Source organism: Rhodococcus tukisamuensis NBRC 100609 (assembly GCF_001894985.1).
Taxonomy (GTDB): domain Bacteria; phylum Actinomycetota; class Actinomycetes; order Mycobacteriales; family Mycobacteriaceae; genus Rhodococcus_G; species Rhodococcus_G tukisamuensis.
Window position 1 is genome coordinate 72,467 of sequence record NZ_BCXG01000020.1, and the last position, 21,619, is coordinate 94,085.

Annotated in this window: 20 protein-coding genes and 1 pseudogene; 7 read left to right on the top strand and 14 right to left on the bottom strand. The window is 70.8% G+C overall.

The genetic code is table 11. The annotated features are described in order from the left end of the window. The first annotated feature begins 49 nt into the window (after positions 1-49). Together RT2_RS18595 and RT2_RS18600 are read left to right on the top strand one after the other, a co-directional pair. Positions 50-1,651, top strand: coding sequence for an alpha-(1->6)-mannopyranosyltransferase A (locus RT2_RS18595; RefSeq protein WP_083577475.1), 1,602 nt, complete (start codon positions 50-52; stop codon positions 1,649-1,651). After that, the gene (locus RT2_RS18600) at positions 1,648-2,616 is read left to right on the top strand and encodes a phytoene/squalene synthase family protein (RefSeq protein WP_072846280.1); all 969 of its coding nucleotides are present in this window, start codon (positions 1,648-1,650) and stop codon (positions 2,614-2,616) included. Before RT2_RS18595 ends, RT2_RS18600 begins: the two co-directional genes overlap by 4 nt. Here the strand turns inward: RT2_RS18600 and RT2_RS18605 are convergent. Both RT2_RS18605 and RT2_RS18610 read right to left on the bottom strand, forming a co-directional pair. After that, the gene (locus RT2_RS18605; RefSeq protein ID WP_072846281.1) at positions 2,613-3,503 is read right to left on the bottom strand and encodes an SDR family oxidoreductase; all 891 of its coding nucleotides are present in this window, start codon (positions 3,501-3,503) and stop codon (positions 2,613-2,615) included. The genes RT2_RS18600 and RT2_RS18605 overlap by 4 nt on opposite strands. Positions 3,504-3,525: 22 nt before the next feature. After that, on the bottom strand, positions 3,526-3,894 hold the full coding sequence (locus RT2_RS18610; RefSeq protein ID WP_072846282.1) for an Rv2175c family DNA-binding protein: 369 nt from the start codon (positions 3,892-3,894) through the stop codon (positions 3,526-3,528). Between the two features lie 151 nt (positions 3,895-4,045). Between RT2_RS18610 and pknB the strand changes: the two genes are divergently transcribed. Continuing rightward, complete coding sequence (gene pknB / locus RT2_RS18615) at positions 4,046-6,097, top strand: Stk1 family PASTA domain-containing Ser/Thr kinase (RefSeq protein WP_371851185.1); 2,052 nt, start codon at positions 4,046-4,048, stop codon at positions 6,095-6,097. 167 nt (positions 6,098-6,264) lie between these two features. After that, the gene (locus tag RT2_RS18620; protein ID WP_245709499.1) at positions 6,265-7,116 is read left to right on the top strand and encodes an esterase/lipase family protein; all 852 of its coding nucleotides are present in this window, start codon (positions 6,265-6,267) and stop codon (positions 7,114-7,116) included. Positions 7,117-7,214: 98 nt separating this feature from the next. Here the strand turns inward: RT2_RS18620 and RT2_RS18625 are convergent, their stop codons facing one another. Further along, complete coding sequence (locus RT2_RS18625; RefSeq protein WP_072846284.1) at positions 7,215-7,973, bottom strand: VOC family protein; 759 nt, start codon at positions 7,971-7,973, stop codon at positions 7,215-7,217. A 137-nt stretch (positions 7,974-8,110) separates the two neighbouring features. Beyond that, the gene (locus RT2_RS18630) at positions 8,111-8,773 is read right to left on the bottom strand and encodes a TetR family transcriptional regulator (RefSeq protein ID WP_169888442.1); all 663 of its coding nucleotides are present in this window, start codon (positions 8,771-8,773) and stop codon (positions 8,111-8,113) included. A 13-nt stretch (positions 8,774-8,786) separates the two neighbouring features. Between RT2_RS18630 and RT2_RS18635 the strand changes: the two genes are divergently transcribed. After that, positions 8,787-9,722, top strand: coding sequence for an aldo/keto reductase (locus tag RT2_RS18635; RefSeq protein WP_072846286.1), 936 nt, complete (start codon positions 8,787-8,789; stop codon positions 9,720-9,722). 160 nt (positions 9,723-9,882) lie between these two features. Here RT2_RS18635 and RT2_RS18640 read toward each other — a convergent pair whose 3' ends face one another. Continuing rightward, positions 9,883-11,268, bottom strand: coding sequence for a class II 3-deoxy-7-phosphoheptulonate synthase (locus RT2_RS18640; RefSeq protein ID WP_072846287.1), 1,386 nt, complete (start codon positions 11,266-11,268; stop codon positions 9,883-9,885). A gap of 66 nt (positions 11,269-11,334) precedes the next feature. Then, positions 11,335-11,826, bottom strand: a complete 492-nt coding sequence (locus tag RT2_RS18645; RefSeq protein WP_072846288.1) for a polyadenylate-specific 3'-exoribonuclease AS — start codon at positions 11,824-11,826, stop codon at positions 11,335-11,337. A 62-nt stretch (positions 11,827-11,888) separates the two neighbouring features. Between RT2_RS18645 and RT2_RS18650 the strand changes: the two genes are divergently transcribed. After that, on the top strand, positions 11,889-13,280 hold the full coding sequence (locus tag RT2_RS18650) for a glycosyltransferase 87 family protein (RefSeq protein WP_072846289.1): 1,392 nt from the start codon (positions 11,889-11,891) through the stop codon (positions 13,278-13,280). A gap of 24 nt (positions 13,281-13,304) precedes the next feature. On the opposite strand, the gene RT2_RS18655 is transcribed toward RT2_RS18650, so the two are convergent. From RT2_RS18655 to RT2_RS18680, 6 genes are all read right to left on the bottom strand, one after another. Further along, entirely contained in the window at positions 13,305-14,036 is a 732-nt protein-coding gene (locus RT2_RS18655) for a lysophospholipid acyltransferase family protein (RefSeq protein ID WP_072846290.1), read from the bottom strand. Positions 14,037-14,163: 127 nt separating this feature from the next. Further along, positions 14,164-15,129: an ROK family protein gene (locus RT2_RS18660; protein WP_072846291.1), complete on the bottom strand. Its 966-nt coding sequence runs from the start codon at positions 15,127-15,129 to the stop codon at positions 14,164-14,166. Between the two features lie 2 nt (positions 15,130-15,131). Then, positions 15,132-15,578 carry a hypothetical protein gene (locus RT2_RS18665; RefSeq protein ID WP_072846311.1) on the bottom strand — a complete coding sequence of 149 codons (447 nt, stop codon included), beginning with the start codon at positions 15,576-15,578 and terminating at the stop codon, positions 15,132-15,134. Continuing rightward, positions 15,575-16,822: an ArsA family ATPase gene (locus RT2_RS18670; RefSeq protein ID WP_245709500.1), complete on the bottom strand. Its 1,248-nt coding sequence runs from the start codon at positions 16,820-16,822 to the stop codon at positions 15,575-15,577. Before RT2_RS18670 ends, RT2_RS18665 begins: the two co-directional genes overlap by 4 nt. 17 nt (positions 16,823-16,839) lie before the next feature. Beyond that, on the bottom strand, positions 16,840-17,277 hold the full coding sequence (locus RT2_RS18675) for an SRPBCC family protein (RefSeq protein WP_072846292.1): 438 nt from the start codon (positions 17,275-17,277) through the stop codon (positions 16,840-16,842). A 130-nt stretch (positions 17,278-17,407) separates the two neighbouring features. Beyond that, a complete protein-coding gene (locus RT2_RS18680; RefSeq protein ID WP_092776368.1) occupies positions 17,408-17,815 on the bottom strand; it encodes a polyketide cyclase / dehydrase and lipid transport in 408 nt (135 codons plus the stop codon). A 127-nt stretch (positions 17,816-17,942) separates the two neighbouring features. Here RT2_RS18680 and RT2_RS18685 point away from each other — a divergent pair, with 127 nt between their 5' ends. Beyond that, a complete protein-coding gene (locus RT2_RS18685; RefSeq protein ID WP_072846294.1) occupies positions 17,943-19,751 on the top strand; it encodes an AMP-dependent synthetase/ligase in 1,809 nt (602 codons plus the stop codon). A gap of 66 nt (positions 19,752-19,817) precedes the next feature. On the opposite strand, the gene RT2_RS18690 is transcribed toward RT2_RS18685, so the two are convergent. Both RT2_RS18690 and RT2_RS25980 read right to left on the bottom strand, forming a co-directional pair. Continuing rightward, positions 19,818-20,945: a glycosyltransferase family 4 protein gene (locus tag RT2_RS18690; protein ID WP_072846295.1), complete on the bottom strand. Its 1,128-nt coding sequence runs from the start codon at positions 20,943-20,945 to the stop codon at positions 19,818-19,820. Positions 20,946-20,961: 16 nt separating this feature from the next. Then, positions 20,962-21,619 (bottom strand): annotated as a pseudogene (locus tag RT2_RS25980) (hypothetical protein); the annotation flags it as partial.

A 21,619-nucleotide genomic window follows, 5' to 3' on the forward strand; every position in this document is an offset into this window, starting at 1 on the left:
GTCGGCCGGGAGTCAGTCAGCGCGCAACCTTGGGGGAAGATCCGCACCGATGACGCTTCGCACTCCCACTGCCGACGGGACCGTGGTCGACAGCCCGGACGCGGCCTCACCCCCGGGGCGCCTCCGCGAAGCTGCGTTGTTCGTCCGCAGCGAGGCCGGACATGCGGCCCTCCTCGGCCTCGTGGGCGCCGTGATGATCACCTTCGGCGGTTTCGGCTCCGGCAGCATCCGGCGCCGTGACCCGCTGCTCGAGGCCCTGCACCTGTCCTGGCTGCGGTTCGGCCACGGGCTGGTGCTCTCCACGGCGATCGTGTGGATCGGCGTGCTGTTGATGATCGCCGCGTGGGTGCGGCTCGGTCGCAGCACCCTCGGCGGCCGGGTGAGCGTGCGCGACCTGCTGGTGATCGTGCCGATCTGGACCGCGCCGATGCTGCTGGCCGTCCCGATGTTCAGCCGCGACGCCTACTCCTACCTGGCGCAGGGCGCGCTGCTGCGCGACGGTTTCGACCCCTACTCGGTGGGACCGGTGGCCAATCCCGGGGTGCTGCTCGACAACGTCAGCAACGTCTGGACCACCACCACCGCGCCCTACGGGCCGATCGCGCTGCTGCTCGGCCAGGGCATCACCTCGATCACCGGCGACAACGTCGTCGCGGGCACCATGCTGCTGCGGCTGACGATGCTGCCCGGTCTGGCGCTGTCGATGTGGGCGCTGCCGCGGCTGGCCCGCCAGCTCGGCGGCAACCCGGCCATCGCGCTGTGGCTGGCCGTGCTCAATCCGCTGGTGCTGATCCACCTGATCGGCGGGGTGCACAACGAGATGCTGATGGTCGGTCTGATGACCGCGGGCATCACCCTGGTCCTCGACAAGCGCCACGTGGCCGGCATCGCGGTGGTCGCGGTCGGCGTCGCCGTCAAGGCGATGGCCGGCATCGCGTTGCCGTTCCTGGTGTGGATCTGGATGATCCACGAACGCGACCGCGCCAAGGCCGAGGGCCGCGAGCCCGCCGGGCCGGTCGCGCTGTTCGCCCGGACCGCGGGCGCCGGGTTTGCCGTGTTCGCGGGCGTCTTCGCGGCGGCCTCGCTGATCGCGGGCGTCGGGATCGGCTGGCTCACGGCGCTGTCCGGCTCGGCGAAGATCATCAACTGGCTCTCGCTGCCGACGATCATGGCGCACGTGGTCACCGTGGGCACCTCGTGGTTCACCGGGCTGACCCTGGCCCCGGTGCTCGAGGTGACCCGCATGCTGTGCGCCGTCGCGCTGGCCGGGATCCTGGTCTACGTCTGGTGGCGTTTCCGCACCACCCCGCGGCAGGCCGTGCTCGGCATCCTGGTGGCCCTGGTCGCCATCGTGGTGCTCTCCCCCGCCGCACTGCCCTGGTACTACTCGTGGCCCCTCGCCGTGGCCGCCGGCTTCGCCATGTCCACCACCACCCTGATGGTGCTGGTCGGTCTGTCGACGTGGCTCATGCTGGTGTTCCAACCGGACGGCTCGATCGGTCTGTACACGCTGCCGCACGTGCTGCTGGCGACCTTCGCGGCGGTGGTCGCGGCCAAGTCGCTGGTGACCGTCGACCCGCTGCGGCTCCGGTCGGTGCGCCAGCACGCCGAGGCCACCCCGGACACTCCCGCGGTGACCGCGACGCCGTGAACCCCGGCCCCCTCGACGCCGCCTACCTGCACTGCCGGGAGTTGGCGGCCGAACACGGCAAGAGCTACTTCCTCGCGACCCGGCTGCTGCCCGCCCGCGACCGACCGGCGGTGCACGCGCTGTACGGGTTCGCCCGGACCGTCGACGACGTGGTGGACGTCGACGCGGTGTGCGGCCGGCCGGTGACGGACTGCCTGGCCGAACTCGACCGCATCGAGGCGGAACTGCGCTGTGCTCTCGACAAGAGTGCTCTCGACGGCGCTGCCGGGGACGGTGCCACGCCCGCGCGGGTCCGGCCCGTGGTCGTGGCGGTCGCGGACACGATCACCCGGTACGAGATCTCGCTCGACCACTTCACCGCCTTCCTCGACGCCATGCGGATGGACCTGCCCGGCGCCCCCGGCTACCGCGCCGAGTACGCCACGATGGCGCAGCTACGCGAGTACATGCACGGTTCCGCCGCCGCGATCGGGTTGCAGATGCTGCCGGTGCTCGGCACCGTCACCCCGCGCGCGGAGGCCGAACCCCCGGCGGCGGCGCTCGGCGAGGCGTTCCAGCTCACCAACTTCATCCGCGACGTCGGTGAGGACCTGGCGCGCGGGCGGGTGTACCTGCCCGCGGAGGACCTGGCGGCGTTCGGGGTCGATGCGGACCTGCTGCGGCACTGTCGCGACACCGGCCGCTCCGACCCCCGGATCGAACGCGCGCTCGCGCACTTCGTGTGCGTGAACCGGGCCCTCTACCGTCGCGCCCGCCCGGGACTGGCCATGCTCGAACCGCGGGCCCGGCCCGGGATGGTCGCGGCCTTCGAGCTGTACTCGGCGATCCTCGGCGAGATCGAGACGAGCGGCTTCCGGGTCCTCGACCGGCGGGCCGTGGTGCCCCGCCGGCGACGACTCGCGCTGGTCGCGCCGCGACTGCTCGACGGTGCCGTGGCCGCCGTGCGCGGGCGGGCCGGGGACTAGTCGGACTTCGGTCCCTCGAGTGCCTCGGTGCGGGCACTGAGCGAGCGGCCCAGCGCCGCCACCTCGGCGTCCATCTCCGGCAACAGCGCAGGGGTGACCCGTCGGATGTCCCGTTCGGCGAGCCGGGTCTGCACCAGCGGCCGCACCCAGCGCAGGGCACCGACCCAGCCGGGGACGTTGATCCGGCTCGCCCGCTTCTCGATCCCCTTCTCGAAGCGTCGCCCGCAGGCCTCGACCGAAGTGGTCTTACTCAACGGGCCGGGTAGTGCGGCGAGCATCTTCCGGAAGGCGGGCAGGTCGGCCTTCGCCTCCTGGACGAGCGGGGTGTCGATCCACGCCATGTGCGCGGACCCGACGTCCACGCCCAGGTGCGCGACCTCGAGCCGCAGCGTGTTGGCGAAGTACTCCGCTCCCGCCTTCGACGCGTGGTAAGCGGCCAGACCCGGACTCGCGGTGTACGCAGCCAGGGACGAGACCACCAGGACGTAGCCCCGGCGTTCGACGATCGAGGGCAGGGCGGCGCGGACGGTGTGGAAGACGCCCACGACGTTCACGTCCAGCACCTTCCGGAACACGGCCGGGTCGACGGCCATGACGGAGCCGTAACTGGCGATCCCGGCGTTCGCGACCACGATGTCCAGTCCGCCGAAGCGGGCCACGCCGCGCGCCACCGCGGCCTGCATCGACGCCAGGTCGCAGACGTCGGCGACCACCGACACCACGTGCTCGTCACCACCGAGTTCGGTGGCCAGAGCCGTCAGGGCGGTGGCGTCCAGGTCGGTGAGCAGGAGCTTCGCCCCACGCCTGCGCATGCGGCGGGCCACCTCCGCACCGACTCCGCGGGCTCCGCCGGTGATGAGGACGACCTTGCCTTCGAGGGATGTCATGACCCAAGACGCTAGTGCCGGACTAGAACCCCATCGCCTGGGCGCGCCGGACGATCTCGCGGGCGTGGTCGGTGTGCAGCACCGACACCGGGGTCCCCGGCAGGGAGTCGTCCTCGGTGAACAGCCAGCGCAGGATCTCCTCGTCGCTGAAGTTGCCGTCGCGCAGCACCACCAGCAGGCCGGGCAGGAAACGGACCACCTCGCCGGTCTCGGTGAAGAACTCCGACGGCACCGCGATCACGCCGTTCCGGCGGACCGCGACCAGCTCGCCGTCGCGGAGCATCTGGTGCACGCGGGTCACCGCGACGCGGAGGATCTTCGACACGTCGGGAAGCTGCAGTACGTCGACTGACGGGTCGAGGACGTCGTCGCAATAAGGAATGGCACTCACACCGGTAACGGTATCGGGTCGGGCCCGGCCCGCGGGAGGCGGTAGGTGCAGGCCGGGGACAACTCCACTGCGGAGCACGGCGCAGACACCCGTGGGCGGCGCTGGCTACGATCGATGCGGACGTTGTCAACGTGAAATGGGGTACTCGCGGGTGGGGCCAGGAGATCAGCGACTGATCGGCATGCTGTTGGACCGGCGCTATCGGGTGGACGCCCCGATCGCGCGCGGCGGCATGTCGATGGTCTACCGCGGTGTCGACACCCGCCTGGACCGGCCGGTGGCGATCAAGGTGATGGATCCCAAGTTCGCCCACGACCCGCAGTTCGTGGCCCGCTTCGAGTTCGAGGCGCGGGCCGTCGCGCGGCTGAGCCATCCCGGCCTGGTCGCGGTGTACGACCAGGGCGTCGACGGCGAGCACGCCTTCCTGGTGATGGAGTTGGTGGCGGGCGGCACGCTGCGCGAACTGCTCCGCGAGCGTGGCCCGATGCCCCCGCACGCCGCCGCGGCCGTCACCGGACCCGTGCTCGACGGCCTGGCCGTGGCGCACCGGGCGGGGCTGGTCCACCGCGACATCAAACCGGAGAACATCCTCATCTCCGATTCGGGCGAGGTGAAGATCGCCGACTTCGGCCTGGTCCGCGCCGTCGCCGGGTCCAACGCCACGTCCAGCAGCGTGATCCTCGGCACCGCCGCCTACCTCTCCCCCGAGCAGGTGACCAGCGGAAACTCCGACGCCCGCAGCGACGTGTACGCCACCGGCGTGCTGCTGTTCGAGATGCTCACCGGCCAGACGCCCTTCACCGGGGACACCTCGCTCTCGATCGCGTACCAGCGGATCAACGCCGACGTGCCTGCGCCCGGGACCGTGGTGCCCGGCGTGCCCGAGGAGTTCGACCGGCTGGTGCTCGACGCCACGGCCCGTGACCCGGACGATCGTTTCACCAACGCCGCGGAGATGTCGGCGGCGCTGCGCGCGGTGTGCGGCCAGCTGCAGCTGCCGGCGTACCGGGTGCCCGCACCCCGGCGCTCCGCGCAGCATCTCAGTGCCGCCATGCAGGTGGCGGGCGCGGTCTCGCCCCGTCTCGACGCGGCGGCACCCACCGAGGTCAACGGGTCTGCCGCGGCGACGACCGCCGTCCCCGCACAGCGCGGCGCCGCGAACACCGGACTGCAGCACACCAAGGTGGTCACCACCGCGACGCCACGCGACGACGGCTACCACGACGCGGTGAGCGAGCAGGGTTCCCAGCCGCCCACCACCGCGACCCGGCAGCAGCGCCGCGACTCGGCCCAGTACGAGTTCCCGGACTTCGCCGCGGAACGCCGCAAGTCCCGCCGCACCATGTTGGTCTGGCTGACGGTGATCCTGGCCCTCGCCGTGGCGGTCGGCGTCGGCGGCTGGTGGATGGGATCGGGTCGCTACGTGGCGGTGCCCGCGGTCGACGGACTCAACCGTGCCGCGGCCACCTCCACGATCCAGTCCGCCGGGCTCGAGACCCAGATCCGCGGGACGTACGACAACGCGGCGCCGGCCGACGCCCTGCTGGGCACCGAACCGGCCGCCGGGTCACGCGTCGCCCGGGGCGGCACCGTCGCGCTGAAGGTTTCGCTGGGCCGGCCGACGGTCCCCGACCTGATCGGCGGCGACAGGTCGCGGATCGAGCAGGCCCTGCGCGAGCGCACGTTCGTCCCCGCCGAGGGCGGCGAGGCGTTCAGCACCAAGGTTCCGTCCGGCGGGGTCGCGGCCCTCGACCCGGGCCCGGGCACCGCCCTGGACGTCGGCTCGCAGGTGCGACTCGTCCGCAGCAAGGGCTCGCCGCCAGTGCATCTGCCCGACCTCCGCGGCAAGTCCGCGGACGAGGCCCGGGCCGCGTTGGACGGCCTCGGCATCACCGTGACGGACACCCGTGAGGTGTTCGACGCGGGGGTCGACGCCGGTGACGTCGTCGGCACCGACCCCGCTTCGGGGACCGAGGTCGGCGCCGGCTCAGCCGTGACGCTGACCGTCTCCACGGCGGTCAAGGTGCCCTCGATGCTGGGCCGGACGGTCGGCTCGGCCCGCGACGAGCTGACCCAGCTCGGACTGAAGGTCAAGATCCGGCAGGTCACCGAGACCGATCGGTCCCTGGTCATCTCGCAAAAACCCGGACCCGGCGAACGCGTCAAGCCCGGTACCACCGTGAACCTGGTCGCACTCCCGTAGTTCCGCGCACCCGCCACCGCAACAGTTGCTAGGTTCAGCGCCCCAGTACAACAGTCGGAGGCACAGTGTTGCGAGCGTCCTGGTTGCGAGCGTCCTTGTTCCGGGCCTCGAGCCCCGCGGTATTCCTGCTCACGCTGGTCGCGTTGGTGTTGTCGGCCGGAACCGTCGTGGCTAACGCCGAACCGCTCCCCGAGAAGTACGACGAGCTCGTGGGCGTCCTCCAGGAGCTGTCGAGCCCGGGCGGTTCGCTGCCCGGGTCCAACGACTTCGGCTGCAGGCCCACCGCGGAGCATCCGAGGCCGGTGGTACTGGTGCACGGTACGACGGGCGGAGCGCAGATCACCTGGGGCGCATTCGTTCCGATGCTCAAGAACGCCGGGTACTGCGTGTTCGCCCTGACCTACGGCGCCATCCCCGGACCGTGGCCCATCTCGGCGGTCGGCGGGATGCGGCCGATCGAGGGCAGCGCGCAGGAGATCGGCGCCTTCGTCGATCGGGTCCTCGCCGCTACGGGCGCGTCGACGGTGGACATCGTGGGGCATTCGCAGGGCACGATCGCGACGGGCTACTACGCGAAGGTGCTCGGCGGCCACTCGAAGATCACCAACGACGTGTCACTGGCCCCCCTCTGGCTGGGCACCAAAGCACTTGGCGCAGAAAAACTTCCGGGACTGTTCGACCGGTTCGGGTTGCCGGACACCGCCTTCCCGATCTGCCAGGCCTGCGGCCAGTTTGCCGCCGGAGCCAAGCTGGTGGACAAGGTCAACGCCGGCGGCACCCCCTACGTCGAGGGCATCAGGTACACCAACATCGGCACGCGGTACGACGAGCAGGTGGTGCCCTTCACTCAGGGCATGCTGCCCGGCCTACCCGGCGACGACGTCACCAACATCGTCGTCCAGGACGGCTGCGAAAAGGACGACTCGGACCACACCGCCCTCACCGATTCCAAGCGCGCGGGGTACCTGGTGCTCAACGCCCTCGACCCGGCGCATCCGCGCGAGGTGCCGTGCGCATGATCGCGCGACCGGTCACGGGCTGACGCCGCACCCGACCACACCGCCCAGACCGGAGTCGCGCCCGGCCTGGGCTTCGTCCGCTCAGCACTGTCGTCGGCTCAGGCCAACGGGGTGTACACCGCGAAGGCGCCACCCTGCGGATCGGTGAGAACTGCGAACCGCCCGGTGCCCGGGATGTCGGTGCCGGGGACATGTACCGCGCCGCCCAGCTCGGCGGCCTGCGCGACCGTGGCGTCCACGTCGTCGACACCGAAGTAGAGCGCCCAGTGCGGCGGGATCCCCGCCGGGAAGTCGGCGCCCATCTCCATCATGCCGCCGAAGTCCTGACCGGCGATCCCCCACTGGGTGTAGCCGTCACCGGGGTTCACCGACCAGCCGAAGACCGTGGTGTAGAACGCCTGCGCGGCAGCGGGTTCGGGAGTTCGCAGCTCTACCCAGCACAGCGCACCGGTCTCGTTGAGCCGGGTGGCGCCGTAGAACTCCCGTGCCTGCCAGACCGAGAACACCGCTCCGGTCGGGTCCGCCAGCACCGCGAACCGCCCCTGGTCGAAGATGTCCATGGGCTCCATCAGCACCGCCCCGCCGGCGTCCCTCGCCGACTTGGCCGTCGCGTCCGCATCGGCAACCGCGACCGACATCGTCCACGCCACCGGCTGCCCCTCCTGGTACTGGGGACTCGCAGCCGCCACCGGGTCCTCACCCAGTTTCATCATCGTGTAGCCGCCGGCCTCCGGCCGCGGATCGGTCTCCGCTCGCCAGCCGAGCAGCGCCCCGTAGAAGGACCCGGCGGCCGGGACGTCGGTGGTGGCGAGTTCGGCCCAACACGGCGCGCCGAGTTCCGCTTCAGTGATCTTCATGGCGATCTCCTCACTCCGATGGTCATGTCCGCGACTCCTCTCGCGACGGTGTGAACGTAACGCGGGTCACCGACATTCGGAGCGGGGCCGGGCCGTGACACCGGGGCGAAGAACGCCAGCGGGCGGGGCTGTGTCTCTTACTCGGCGGCGAGTGTGTCGAAGGATCGGCGCAGGAGTTCGACCGCGTCCGCGCTCTCGGAATCAGCCCAGGTGGTCAGAGCGATGTCGAAGCAGGCGAGTGCGGCCTGCACGAGTGTCTGCGCTCGTAGGTCCGCATAGTCACCGGCCAGACGTGCCTGCACGACGGGAACAAGCATGTTCGCCCAGCCCAGATGCTTCTCGAGATTTCGGGCACGGAGAGACGCGGTGCTGGTGAGCACGCGCATGGTCCGCTTGCTACGTTGCTCGTCCTCGTCGCCGCGCGGTTGAGACAGCAGGGATTCGAAGGAGATCCGCAGCGAGACCAGAGCAGGTTCATCGGCCGGCCGCGAGGCGAGGGCGTCACGGACGAACTCGCCCCAGCGGGTCAGGTCCCCGATGACCGCGTCTTCCTTGGCCGGGAAGTAGCGATGGAAGCTTCGGGCAGAGATACCGACCGCGGCGGCGATCTGCTCGACGGTGACCGAGTCGAAGCCGCGCTCGGCGAACAGGTCAACCGCGACCTCGGAAATGCGCGTGCGCACGGCCTCTCGGGTGATGTCGCGCAAACCCGAGGTCGGTGTCGAGGAACTTTCCACGAGGGCAGCATACATGGACAAAGTTGTCAGTCTCTGACAGATTGGGCCGAGGCTGACAACCATCGAAAGGGAATCCATGGAAAAGCGCACGCTCGGCAAACAAGGTCTGACCGTCTCCGCCCTCGGCTACGGCGCGATGGGCACAGCCATCGGCTACGGCCCGACCGACGACAACGAGTCGATCGCCGCCATCCGCAGGGCACACGATCTCGGAGTGACGATGTTCGACACCGCCGAGATGTACGGCTGGGGAGAGGGCGAGAAGCTGCTCGGCCGAGCATTGGCACCGGTGCGCGACGACGTCGTCATCGCCACGAAGTTCGGCTTCACGCCCACGTTCGGGTTCGACTCGCGACCCGGCCACATCCGTGAGGTCGTCGACGCCAGCCTGCGCAATCTCGGCGTCGACACGATCGACGTGCTCTACCAGCACCGTCCCGACCCGAACGTGCCCATCGAGGACGTGGTCGGCACGATGAAGGAATTCGTCGAGGCCGGCAAGGTCAAGTATCTGGGGCTGTCCGAAGCCGACGAGGCCACCATCCGCGCCGCACATGCAGTGCATCCGATCTCGGTACTGCAGACCGAGTACTCGATCTTCGCGCGCGAGGTCGAGTCCCTCTTCCCCGTCCTGGAGGAACTCGGTGTCGGCTTTGTCGCCTACTCGCCGCTGGCCCGCGGCTTCCTCAGCGGTGCGGTCGCCTCCCGCGAGCACTACGACGCCAACGACTTCCGTCAGCACATCCCCTGGTGGGCCCCGGAGAACTTCGCCGCCAACCTCTCGATCGTCGACGAACTCACCGCACTCGCCCGCCGCAAGGACGCCACCCTGGCCCAGCTCTCGTTGGCATCCCACTTGGCTCGCCAGGACTACATCGTCCCGATCCCGGGCTCCCGCAACCCGGCTCGGATCGAGCAGAACATCGCGGCTGCCGATCTGGTACTCACCGACGAGGATCTGGTCGCGATCGACCGCATCGCCCCCGAAGGCGCGATCGGCGGCCGTATGTAGCGAAACCGGCCTACACGACCGCACACCCATGGCCCGGCCTGACCGATCTCCGAGAAGCTGAGCCATCGCCGCCGAGTAGCCGCGCACCGGCTCTGGAAACAACTTCGGCCGCGAGCATCACGATGCTCGCGGCCGAAGGGTGGACATCAGGTCCGAGGCGTCAGCCTCGCAGCATCTCGGCGACCAGGAAGGCCAGTTCGAGGGACTGTTGGGTGTTCAGCCGTGGGTCGCACGCGGTCTCGTAGCGACCGGACAGGTCCAGGTCGGAGATGTCCTGCGCGCCGCCGAGGCACTCGGTGACGTTCTCGCCGGTCAGCTCGACGTGGATGCCGCCCGGATGGGTGCCCATGCCGTTGTGGACCTCGAAGAAGCCCTGCACCTCGTCGACGATGCGGTCGAAGTGACGGGTCTTGTACCCCGTCGACGCCTCGTGGGTGTTGCCGTGCATCGGATCGCACTGCCAGATCACCTGGTGACCGGTGGCCTGCACCTTCTCGATGATCGGGGGCAGCAGGTCGCGGACCTTGCCGTTGCCCATCCGCGAGATCAGCGTCAGCCGACCGGGCTTGTTCGTCGGGTCGAGACGCTCGACGTACTCGACCGCCATCTCGGGCGTCGTGGTCGGCCCGATCTTGAGGCCGATCGGGTTCGACACCAGCTCGGCGAACGCAATGTGGGCACCGTCGAGCTGACGGGTGCGGTCACCGATCCACAGGAAGTGCGCCGACAGGTCGTACAGCTTCGGGTGGTCGTCGTCGTTGTCCAGTCGCAGCATCGCGCGCTCGTAGTCGAGCACGAGCGCCTCGTGACTGGCGAAGATCTGGGCCTGGTGCAGGGTCGGGTCGGTGACCCCGCAGGCGTTCATGAACTGCAGGCCGCGGTCGATCTCGGTGGCCAGCGACTCGTAGCGGGCACCGGCCGGCGACGACGCGACGAACTCGCGGTTCCAGTCGTGCACCTTGTGCAGGTCGGCCATGCCGGCGCCGGTGAGCGCACGCACCAGGTTCATCGCGGCGCTGGCGTTGGCGTAGGCACGCACCAACCGCGACGGGTCGTGCGCGCGCACGGCCTCGTCGGCGACGAGCGAGTTGACCATGTCGCCGCGGTAGGACTTGAGCCCCAGCGAGTCGACGTCCGACGAACGCGGCTTGGCGTACTGGCCGGCGATCCGGGCGACCTTCACCACCGGCAGGCTCGCGCCGTAGGTCAGCACCACGGCCATCTGCAGCAGGGTGCGGATGTTGCCCTTGATGTGCGGCTCGGTGTTGTCCGCGAACGTCTCCGCGCAGTCACCGCCCTGCAGCAGGAAGGCCTCGCCGCGCGCGACGCCGGCGAGCTGGGCCTGCAGGGCCTCCACCTCGCTGGCGACGGTGATGGGCGGCACGCTCTCGAGCACGGTGCGCATCGCGGCCGCCTGGTCCTGCGGCCACGACGGCTGCTGGGCGGCGGGCTTGCTCAGCGCCTCGTCGAGCTGCTGGCGCATCGCTGCGGGCAGCGGCGGGAGTTCGGGCAAGCGGTCGATCGGCACGTCGACAGTCCAGTTCACTCATACAGGATATTCATTCCCCGGTTCCGCCGTCACGAAGGGGCAGTTTCCCGTACCGGTTGCGTGTCAGCGCAGCGTCAGCGACGCCCGGATCGCCTCGTACTTCACCAGGTTGTGCCGCGCGTCGGCGAGCGCGTCGTGCGCGTCACTCGGCGCGGACGGCAGCGCCGGCGACCCGGCCTCCTCCCAGTACTGCTTGAGCTCGCGAGTGAACCGCGGCATCGCCTGTGGCAGTGCGGTCATGTCACCCCACAGCTGGCACAGCGCCACGTGGTCGTAGGCGGCGACCCAGGCCCACAGCTCGGGCGTGATGCCCGGCCTCGGGATCAGGAACTTGAGCAGGTCGTTGCGGATCTGTTCGCGCGAGCGCCACAGCGGCGACGACGGCTGCGGCAGCTTCGGCAGCACGTTCGCGCGGACCCACTTTCCCGCACGGGAGCGGTCGAACTCGGTGGACACGGCGTAGAACTCTCGTCCGTCCTCGGCAGCCACACCGATCGAGACCAGGTCGATTGTGCGACCATCCTCGATGAACTCGCAGTCGTAGAAATAGCGCACACGAGCAGCCTATGCGCCATGCACACTGGGAGTACGACCGCCCCCGAACCGAAGGATGACTGGTGCCGACCGCCCCTGACACTGGGACCGCAGCCGCCCGCACCGCCGAATCCCCCGCCCGGGACCACGGCGGCACCGATGCTTCCCCCGACACCCGGCCGACCTGGTCGACCTGGCCGAGGTCACTGACCGCCCGCCTGGCCGTGCTGACGGCGGTGACCGTCGGAGTGGCCTACAACCTGGTCGGCTTCCCCTGGCTGCGTCAGGTCGGCAGCTACTACCGGATCGACCTGGACGTCTACCGGATCGGCGGCACCGCGCTGGCGCACGGCGTGCCGCTGTACGGCCACCTCCCGGCCACCGCCCTGGGCAAGCCACTGCCGTTCACCTACCCGCCGCTCGCCGCGATCCTGTTCAGCCCGATGTCGGCGCTGACCCTCGACCACGCCAGCCTCGCGTTGACGGCGACGTCCCTGGTCTTCCTCGTCGGGTCGATCCTGTTGACCCTGCGATCCCTCGGGCTGGTCGACCGCACCACCATGACGTGGACGGCCGGCGCCCTGTTCGCCGGCGCGCTGCTGCTCGAGCCGGTGTACTCGACGCTCGACTACGGCCAGGTCAACATCGTGCTGATGGCCCTGGTCGTGGCGGACTGCCTGCTGCCGAAGACACCGTGGCCCCGCGGACTGGTAGTCGGTCTGGTCGCGGCGGTGAAGTTGACGCCCGCGGTGTTCGTACTGTTCTTCCTGCTGCGCAAGGACTTCCGCGCCACGCTCATGACCGGCGTCGGCTTCCTCGCGGGCGTCGCGATCGGGTTCGCGGTGTCCTTCTCCGACGCGAAGACCTACTGGACCGAGACGCTGGTGGACTCCGGCCGGATCGGGCTGCCCGCCTACCCGGCGAACCAGTCGATCACCGGCATGCTGGCACGGCTCGGCCTCGACCCGGCCCTGCGTTCCCCGCTGTGGGTAGTGGGCTGCCTGCTGGCCCTGGCGATCACCGTCGTCGCCGTGCGCCGGTCCTTCGCGGCCGGACGACCCGCGCTCGCACTCACCACGACCGCGATGTTCGGGCTGCTGGCTTCGCCGGTCTCGTGGTCGCACCACTGGGTGTGGGTGGTCCCGATGCTCGCGGTGTGCGGGCACCTGGCCCTCGCCCGGCGCGACGCCGGGCGGTCGGCGGACAACGAGCTCCGGCACCGGGCACTGTGGGCGACATGGACGCTCACGGGCATCGCCCTGTTCGTGATCGCACCGCACTGGCGGCTGGCGCCCGGCCGGACCAGCGGACTCGGCTGGCCGCTGTGGGACCAGTTCCTGGCGTCGTCGTACGTGTGGTGGGGCCTGGCCACCCTGGTGCTGGTCGCGGTCGTGCCCCTGGCACCGGCCCACGCCGCCGACCCGCTGCCGGCGGAGTCCGCGGACGAGGACCCCGAACTGGTCCGCGTCAGCTGACGGTCCGCGCCGGGCCGGACTCGCTCAGCTCGCCTCGACGTCCGGGATGCGTGCGGCGTCCGGTCGGGGCGCCGGCTCGGCAGGAACCTTGTTCCGGAGCGTGGCCGCGTACACGTCGACGTACTCCTGACCCGAGAGCTTCATCAGCGTGTACATCACCTCGTCGGTGACCGCCCGCTCGACAAACCGGTTTCCGCCCATGCCGTTGAACCGGGAGAAGTCGAGCGGCGGGCCGACCCGGATCACGATCTTTCCGGGCCGCGGCAGCCGCGAACCGATCGGGTTGAGCTTGTCGGTGCCGATCATCGCCACCGGGATGACCGGGACGCCCGCCTGCAGCGCCATCCGGGCCATGCCCGTCTTGCCCTTGTACAGCCGTCCGTCCGGGGACCGCGTGCCCTCCGGGTAGATGCCGAGCAGCTTGCCGTCGGCGAGCACCTGGAGACCCGCCTTCAGCGCGTCGCCGGCGGCGTCGGCGCCGGTCCGGTCGATCGGCACCTGCCCCAGCGCGGAGAAGAACCACTTCTGGAATCTGCCCTTGAGTCCGGCGCCGGTGAAGTACTCGCTCTTGGCCAGGAAGGTGATCCGCCGCGGCGACCGCATCGGCAGGTAGAACGAGTCGACCACGGCCTGGTGGTTGCTGGCGAGAATCGCGGGCCCGTCAGTCGGAAGGTGCTCTGCCCCTTCGATTGTGGGGCGCCCGAGCACGTAGAGAATCGGTCCGAGAAGGACGTATTTGAACAGCCAGTACCACATGGCACCTTCCCGAAGTCAACCGTGCTCACACTGTGTTTTCGCTGCTGCTGACTGTACCGAGCAGCCGTGAAGGCCGCCACAGCGGGCGGCGGCGGCCGGCAGGATCACACCCACTCCCGCCCGGCGTTCAGAGCATGCAGCGGGCGAGTTCGGCGGCGCCGATCATCGCGGCGGCCTCACCGAGCTGGGTGGCCCTGATCCGGGCGAGCGGACGGTGGCCGGCCCCGGTGACCAGGCCCGCGTACCGCTCACGGGCGTCGTCCAGGAACAGCGCCGACGAGCTCGCCACGCCGCCCGCGATCACCACCAGATCGGGGTCGAAGATGTCGCTGACCATCGCGAGACCGACGCCGAGCCAGTGCGAGAAGTCGGCAATCGCCCGCAGCGCGACCCCGTCGCCGTCCTGCGCGGCGCCCGCCACCCTGCGCCCGGTCAGCGAGCCGGGGTCGCGGGCCACCTCCCGTGCCAGCACCGTCGAGTCCGCCGGGTTGGCAGCCAGCATCTCGATGGCGGTGTCCACCAGAGCCGTTCCACTGCAATATCTTTCCCAGCATCCACGCTTGCCGCACGAGCACGGGCGACCGTCCGGCACCACCTGCAGGTGGCCGAGCTCCGGTGCCACGCCGTGACTGCCGCGGTACAGGGCGCCGTCGATCAGCAGCGCCGCCCCGATCCCCGTGCCGATGGCCACGGTCACCACGTTGTGCCCGCCGGACGCGGCGCCGAACCGGTACTCGGCCCACGCCGCGGCGTTGCCGTCGTGTTCGAGGACCACCGGCAACCCGAGTCGGTCCCCCAGGTCCCGGGCCACCGGTGCGTCGACCCACGGCAGGTGCGGCGCGAACCGAACCGTGGTGCGTTCGAGGTCGATGAACCCGGCCACCGCGAGCCCCACCGCGCCGATCCGGTGCCGGCCGGCCAGTTCCCGAACGGCGCGGTCCAGCCCGTCCTCGAGTGCCCGCGCCGACTGCGGGGTCGGCGCCTGTACCGAGTCGAGTACCTCGCCGTCGGACGCGACGACCGAGGCGCGAATGCTGGTGCCGCCGACGTCGATACCGACCGTCAGCGCCGGACCCTCCTCGAGTGCGCCCATGCTCAGCGATTGTCCTCGACACGAACCACGATCGGGACGAATCCGCGCGGTCGAGGTGGCGGCGGTTCGCCGTCGCCAACCCCGCCGATCCCGCCGTCGTCACCGTCCGGCCCCGGCCGCTGCCCGTGCTGTTCGAGCAGCGCTCGGATCAACGCGAGCAGGGCGACGGCCTGCGAGGCCAGCAGGGTGAGCAGGTCGTGCTGTTCCCCGCGAGCCAACGCCGCCAGGGCGCACACCGGGCACCACTTGCAGCCGGACGGCGCAGGGGACGACCCAGAAACGGCGGCACCGGACCCCGCGGGGTCCGCCTGCCCGGCCGTTCCGGGGGTCTCGCCCGCCGCTTCTGCCGCACGTTCGAGGAGCGGTTCGAGCATCGGCTCGAGGCGGTCCAGCGCGGCGAGCGTCAGCGCGCGCAGTTCCACCATCAGTTCGGTGTGGTCCCCGCTCACTGCGGCCACACCTGCGGGTCCGGCTGGAAGCGGACCACCAGGTCGTCGCCCTCGAAGTCAGCCCCGACAGTCACGCAGCGGCGCAGCACCGACGCCAGCCGCACCCGGCGGCGCAGCCCCGCGGCACCGACCACCAGGTCGTCCTCGACCCTGCCGAGGGTCACGGTGGACGGGTCGGCCAACGGCAGTGGCAGGCGCAACGCGTACACCGACTCCACCCCCGATCCCGACTCGAGTACCACCGTGTTCTCCCGCCCCGCCGCCGGCGTGTCTCCGGGCCGCGGTGCCGTGACGGCAGGGAACAGCGCGTCGGCCAGCGTCGCGAGAGGCTCCAACCCTACCGGCTCGCTCGCGCACTCGTCCGCGGTGCGCACGGTCACCGCCGCGAGGCTCGCGCGCAGCTCCCCGACCATCACGTCCTGAGCGGCGCGGCGACCGCGGGACCCGCGCGGCACCGCCGCATCGGCGACTGCCTCCGGTGCCTGATCGTCCTGCGGCGCAAGGCCGTTCACCACCACGTCGTCGAGCCGGAGGCCGAGCAGCGCGAGGGCGGTGACGGTGCGGCGCGCCTCGGCCAGCGGCACCGTCCCCGCCCCGGCGACCAGCCGGACGCCGGTGCGGGCGCCGTCGGCCAGGAGCTCACGAATCGGCACCGTCGACGCGACCAGACGGTCCACCAGCAGGGCCGCGATCAGCTGCCACTGCGGCGCCGACGGACCCACCAGGGCGCGGCTGTGCAGGGGCCAGATCCGCTCGACGTAGTCGGCCACCGTCTCGGGCACCTGGAGCAGTCGCAGCGCGTCCGCGGTCGCCGGGCAGTCCACCAGCACCACGTCCCAGTCGCCGGAGTCGGCCAACCGGGTCACCTCGGCGAGCGCCAGCAGTTCCTGGGCGCCGGGCAGTCCGGTCAGTTCCTGCGGGTCGGGCAGCGAGAGCGGCGCACCGTGCTCGTGCTCGTGGTCGTGGTCGCCGGGCACCAACGCCGCGAGCACCGCGAGCCGCCGCTCCAGCAGCGCGAGTGTGTCGAGTTCGAGGACGTCGATCCGGTCCGCCACTGAGGTCACCGAGTCCGCGTCGCCCGGGCGTCGCCCGACACCGAACACGTCGGCCAGCGAGTGCGCCTGGTCCAGGGACACGGCGAGGACTCGAATCCCCCTGCGCGCCAGAGCTACCGCGGTCGCCGCGGCGACCGTCGTCTTGCCGACGCCACCCTTGCCGACGATGAACTGCACCTGGGAGCGCACATCGGCGTCGTTCGCGGTCAGCCCTCGACCCGCTTCTTCAATTCCTTGAGCGCGGTGTCGGTGATCGCCTTCTCCGCCTTGCGCTTGAACAGGCCGATCATCGGGATGTTCAGGTCCACGGTGAGCTCGTAGGTGACGGTCGTGGACCCGTCCGGCTCGCCGACCAGGGTGTAGGAACCGGACTGCGCCTTCTGGATCTCGCCGGAGACCAACTCCCAGCGCACCGACCGGCCGTCCGCGGCCCAGTCGAACTCGAGGACGTAGGTGTCCTTGACCATCCCGGCGTCCAGGACGAACCGGACCTGCTCGGCCCGACCGTTCGCCCCGACGGAGAGCACCTCTACCGACTTCGCCGCGGCCACCCACTGCGGGTATGCGTCGTAGTCCGCGATCACGTCCATCACCCGCTCCGGTGCGGCGGCGATGCTGATCGACCTGTTGGTCTTGTCGGCCATGCTGGCGACGCTTCCTTTCCCACGACTGCGCTGGTCCCTCGACCGCGTCGGTCCCTCGACCGCCCCGCCCTCCGACGGAGCGGCGGCACGCTCTCCCGGTGCCGGGAGCGCCCTGCTGCCGGCAGCGATGTTAGTCGCGTGCGGCCGCGTACGCGGCGGGCGACTCCCCGGCCGGCCGGCCGGCCTCGAGCTCACGCTTGGCCTCGAACGCCATGTTCTTGCCCGCCACCCGGCGCTCCCGGTTCGCCGCCGCGAGGTCGAACTTCGCCAGGGCCGCGGGTCCGTAACCGGTCGGCTCGGCGTGCAGGAAGTAGTGCACGATGGTGCCGTCGAGCACCGGTTCGAGCCAGACCTCCATGGTGCCGGTCAGCGGGCCGTTCACCGTCCAGCGAATTCCCTTCTCGGCACGGTCTTCCCCGACGCCGAGCCGGAGATCCGGCCACCAGCGGCGCCACTTGGACGGCGCGCCGAGGCACCCGGCGACGAGGGCGGGTTCCGCCGCGATGAAAGTCTGGTCCGCGACCTGAATGCTGCTCACCCGGCTAGCTTCACACATGCGCGAGACCGGGTGTGGTCCAGGGCGCAACAGCAGGCGTTAAAGTGGATGCAAAGTTCAAAGCTACTCGTCAGTACCCACTCGTCAGCCCGCTGCGTCGGAGGTCTTCGTGCGTGAGTTCAGCGTTCCCTCAACTTTCATCGTTCCCGAGGACGCGTCCGCGGTGGACGGGGTGTTCAAACACGCCGCCGAGCGTCCCGACCTGGTGATCTTCAAGCGGCAGACCGGCGGCACCTGGGCCGACGTGACCGCGGCCGAGTTCGCCTCCCAGGTCACCGCCGTCGCCAAGGGACTGATCGCGCTCGGCGTGCAGCCCGGCGACCGGGTCGGCCTGATGTCTGCCACCCGGTACGAGTGGCCGCTGGTCGACTTCGCGATCTGGGCCGCGGGCGGCGTCACCGTGCCGATCTACGAGACCTCGGCCGCCGAGCAGGTGCGCTGGATCCTCGAGGACTCCGCCGCCGTCCTGCTCGTCGTCGAGAACGCCGAGCACGAGCGGACCGTCGAGACCGTCGCCGCGGAGGCACCGAGCCTGCGCCGGACGTTGCGCATCGAGGGCGCCGACGCCACCGCCGGTGCCGTCGAGGAACTCGTCGCCCTGGGCGCGGACGTCGCCGACGAGGAGGTGCGCTCGCGCACCGACGCGCTCCGGTCCGCCGACCCGGCCACCCTGATCTACACCTCCGGCACCACGGGCCGCCCCAAGGGCTGTCAGCTCACCCACGGCAACCTGATCGCCGAGTCCCGGGGCATCACCACCTCCGGGTTCGGCAGCCTGCTGCAGCCGGGCCGCCGCTCGCTGATGTTCCTGCCGATGGCGCACGTGCTGGCCCGCGCGGTCAGCCTCGGCGCGTTCGACGCCGGCGCCACGCTCGGCCACACCGCCGACATCCCGAACCTGGTGGCGAACTTCGGCGAGTTCAAGCCGGACTTCATCCTCTCGGTGCCCCGGGTGTTCGAGAAGGTGTACAACTCGGCACGCCAGAAGGCGCACGGCGAGGGCAAGGGCAAGATCTTCGACAAGGCCGCCGACATCGCCGTGCAGTGGAGCGAGGCCCAGGACACCGGTGGCGCGGGCCTGATCCTCAAGGCCCAGCACACCCTGTTCGACAAGCTGGTGTACTCCAAGCTGCGCGCCGCACTCGGCGGCCAGTGCCAGCTCGCGATCTCCGGCGGCGCCCCGCTCGGCGCCCGCCTCGGCCACTTCTTCCGCGGCATTGGCGTGACCATCTACGAGGGCTACGGGCTCACCGAGACCACCGCCGCGATCGCCGTGAACACCCCCGGCAACCAGAAGATCGGCACCGTGGGCAAGCCGTTGGCCGGCAACGCGGTTCGGATCGCCGAGGACGGCGAGATCCTGCTCTCCGGTCCGGTGGTCTTCACCGGCTACTGGCGCAACGAGGCGGCCACCGCCGACGCCATCGAGGACGGCTGGTTCCACACCGGCGACCTCGGGTCCGTCGACTCCGAGGGCTACATCACCATCACCGGCCGCAAGAAGGAGATCATCGTCACCGCGGGCGGCAAGAACGTCGCGCCCGCGCAACTCGAGGACATGCTCCGCGCGCACCCGCTGATCAGCCAGGCCATCGTGGTCGGCGACCAGAAGCCGTTCATCGGCGCCCTGATCACCGTCGACCCGGACGCGTGGCCGGGCTGGAAGCAGCGCAACGGCAAGCCCGCCGCGGCCACCGTGGCCGAACTGCTCACCGACGCGGACCTGGTCGCCGACGTCGACGCGGCGATCGCCGAGGCCAACACCCTGGTCTCGCACGCCGAGGCGATCAAGAAGTACAAGATCCTGTCGGTCGACTTCAGCGAGGACACCGGCGAGCTCACGCCGACGCTCAAGCTCAAGCGCAACGTCATCCACCAGAGCTTCGCCGCCGACATCGACGCCATCTACTCGAAGTAGGGCGGCCGCGCCGCCGGTGAGTCCGTCCGGTTCCCCTTGGGGGAAGGACTCACCGGCGCGAAGCGGTCAGTGCAGCAGGCCGGCCAGCTTGGCGGCCAGGGTGTCCCATCGCCACTGCTCGGACACCCAACGCCGACCGGCCGCACCCATCTCCGCGGCGCGGTCGGGGTCCGAGAGAACCGACACCACGGACTCGGCGATCGCCCGCACCGAGGTTCCGTCGACGACGTGCCCGGTCTCGTTCTCCCGCACCGTCTCCGGCGCTCCGCCGGACCGCCCGGCGATCACCGGCACGCCGGTGGCCGACGCCTCCAGGAAGACGATCCCGAGGCCCTCCACGTCCAGCCCCGCGCCCCGGGTCCGGCACGGCATGGCGAACACGTCCGCGATGGTGTGGTGCGCAGCGAGTTCCGCAGCCGGCACGGTCCCGGTGAACACCACGTGCTCCTCGACGCCCTGCTCGCGCGCCAGCGCCCGCAGCGCGCCCTCGTAGGGGCCACCGCCGACGATCACCAGCACCGCACCGTCGACGGACCGCCGGATCGTCGGCAGCGCCTTGATCAACATGTCCTGCCCCTTGCGCGGCACCAGCCGGGACAGGCACAGGACCGTGGGCCGCTCGCCCAGGCCGTACCGGGCACGCAGCTCCGCCCGAGCGGCCGGGTCCGGGCGGAACACCTCGGTGTCGACCCCCGGCGGCAGGTGTTCGAGAGCCGCGTCGGCACCGAACGCCGCCGCAAAGCGACGGCGGGTGTACTTGCTGACGAAGGTGACGGTGTCGGTGGTGCCGCCGATCCGGCGCAGCGCCTGCCGGGCGCCGGGCAGCATCGACCAACCCACCTCGTGGCCGTGGGTGCTCGCGACGATCCGCTCCGCACCCGCGCGGCGCAGGCCCGGCGCGAGCAACGCCAGCGGCGCGGCGGCGCCGAACCAGACGCTGTCGCACCCGTGCGACCGGACCAGCTTCGCCGCACGGCGGGCCACCAGCGGAGTGGGCAGCATCAGCGTCGTGGGGTGACGTACCACCTCGAACGGCTGGCGCGCGTCGAACTTCGTGTGGCTGTCGCCGCGCCACCGCGGCGCGTAGACGACCAGCTCGTCCGGCGGCAGTGCCGTCGCGAAAGACTGCAGGTAGGACTGAATTCCCCCCGGTCGAGGCGGAAAATCGTTCGTCACCAACAGGGTTCGCCGCATGTGTCCACCGTAGGGGTCAGGAGAGCTGCTCGGTCATCCAGGTGCCCCACCCGGACACCAGTTCCGCGCTCGACAGTCCGAGAACACCCTGCAGGCGGCCGTCCAGCGTGATCGCGTCGACCGGACCGGTGGCCAGCGCGTGGTACAGGTCCCCCAGCGCGGATTCGCCGAACCGGTCGGCGATGTAGGCGTTCACCGACCATGCCAGCTCGTACGCCACCACCGCACGGTCCCCACCCGCCGCGAAGTCGGCGTCCGAGGGCAGCCGGGCGGGCGGCCCGTGGGCGGCCACGGCGGCCGCCACCGTCGGCGCCGCCGCCGCCACGCCGATTCCGGAACCGCGGTGACCCGCGTAGTCCGCGAAGCCCTCGAGCATCCACAGCGGCGAACCGTCCGTGGTCGCCGCCCGGGCCGCGATGTGGGTCAGCTCGTGGCGGAGCACCGAACGCCGAGTGTCCTCGGTGAGCCTGCCCGCCGACGCCGGGCTGAACACGATCCGCTGCCCGGTCACCGTGTCCGACCCGGGCACGACGGCGTCGGACACCGCGACCGCCGCAATGTTCGCGCCGCTGTGGTCCGCGCCGGCCTGGGCCGTGAACTCCTCCTGGTCGGACGCGACGATCACCACCGCCCGACGGGCCCAGCCGGTCCCCCACAGCTCGGTCACGGCGGGC

Excerpts from the sequence above, each read along its gene's own strand:
- RT2_RS18595 (WP_083577475.1), top strand. The coding sequence starts at position 50 with ATGACGCTTCGCACTCCCACTGCCGACGGGACCGTGGTCGACAGCCCG.
- RT2_RS18605 (WP_072846281.1), bottom strand. The coding sequence starts at position 3,503 with ATGACATCCCTCGAAGGCAAGGTCGTCCTCATCACCGGCGGAGCCCGC.
- RT2_RS18625 (WP_072846284.1), bottom strand. The coding sequence starts at position 7,973 with ATGAAGATCACTGAAGCGGAACTCGGCGCGCCGTGTTGGGCCGAACTC.
- RT2_RS18630 (WP_169888442.1), bottom strand. The coding sequence starts at position 8,773 with ATGGTTGTCAGCCTCGGCCCAATCTGTCAGAGACTGACAACTTTGTCC.
- RT2_RS18635 (WP_072846286.1), top strand. The coding sequence starts at position 8,787 with ATGGAAAAGCGCACGCTCGGCAAACAAGGTCTGACCGTCTCCGCCCTC.
- RT2_RS18655 (WP_072846290.1), bottom strand. The coding sequence starts at position 14,036 with ATGTGGTACTGGCTGTTCAAATACGTCCTTCTCGGACCGATTCTCTAC.
- RT2_RS18660 (WP_072846291.1), bottom strand. The coding sequence starts at position 15,129 with ATGGGCGCACTCGAGGAGGGTCCGGCGCTGACGGTCGGTATCGACGTC.
- RT2_RS18675 (WP_072846292.1), bottom strand. The coding sequence starts at position 17,277 with ATGGCCGACAAGACCAACAGGTCGATCAGCATCGCCGCCGCACCGGAG.
- RT2_RS18690 (WP_072846295.1), bottom strand. The coding sequence starts at position 20,945 with ATGCGGCGAACCCTGTTGGTGACGAACGATTTTCCGCCTCGACCGGGG.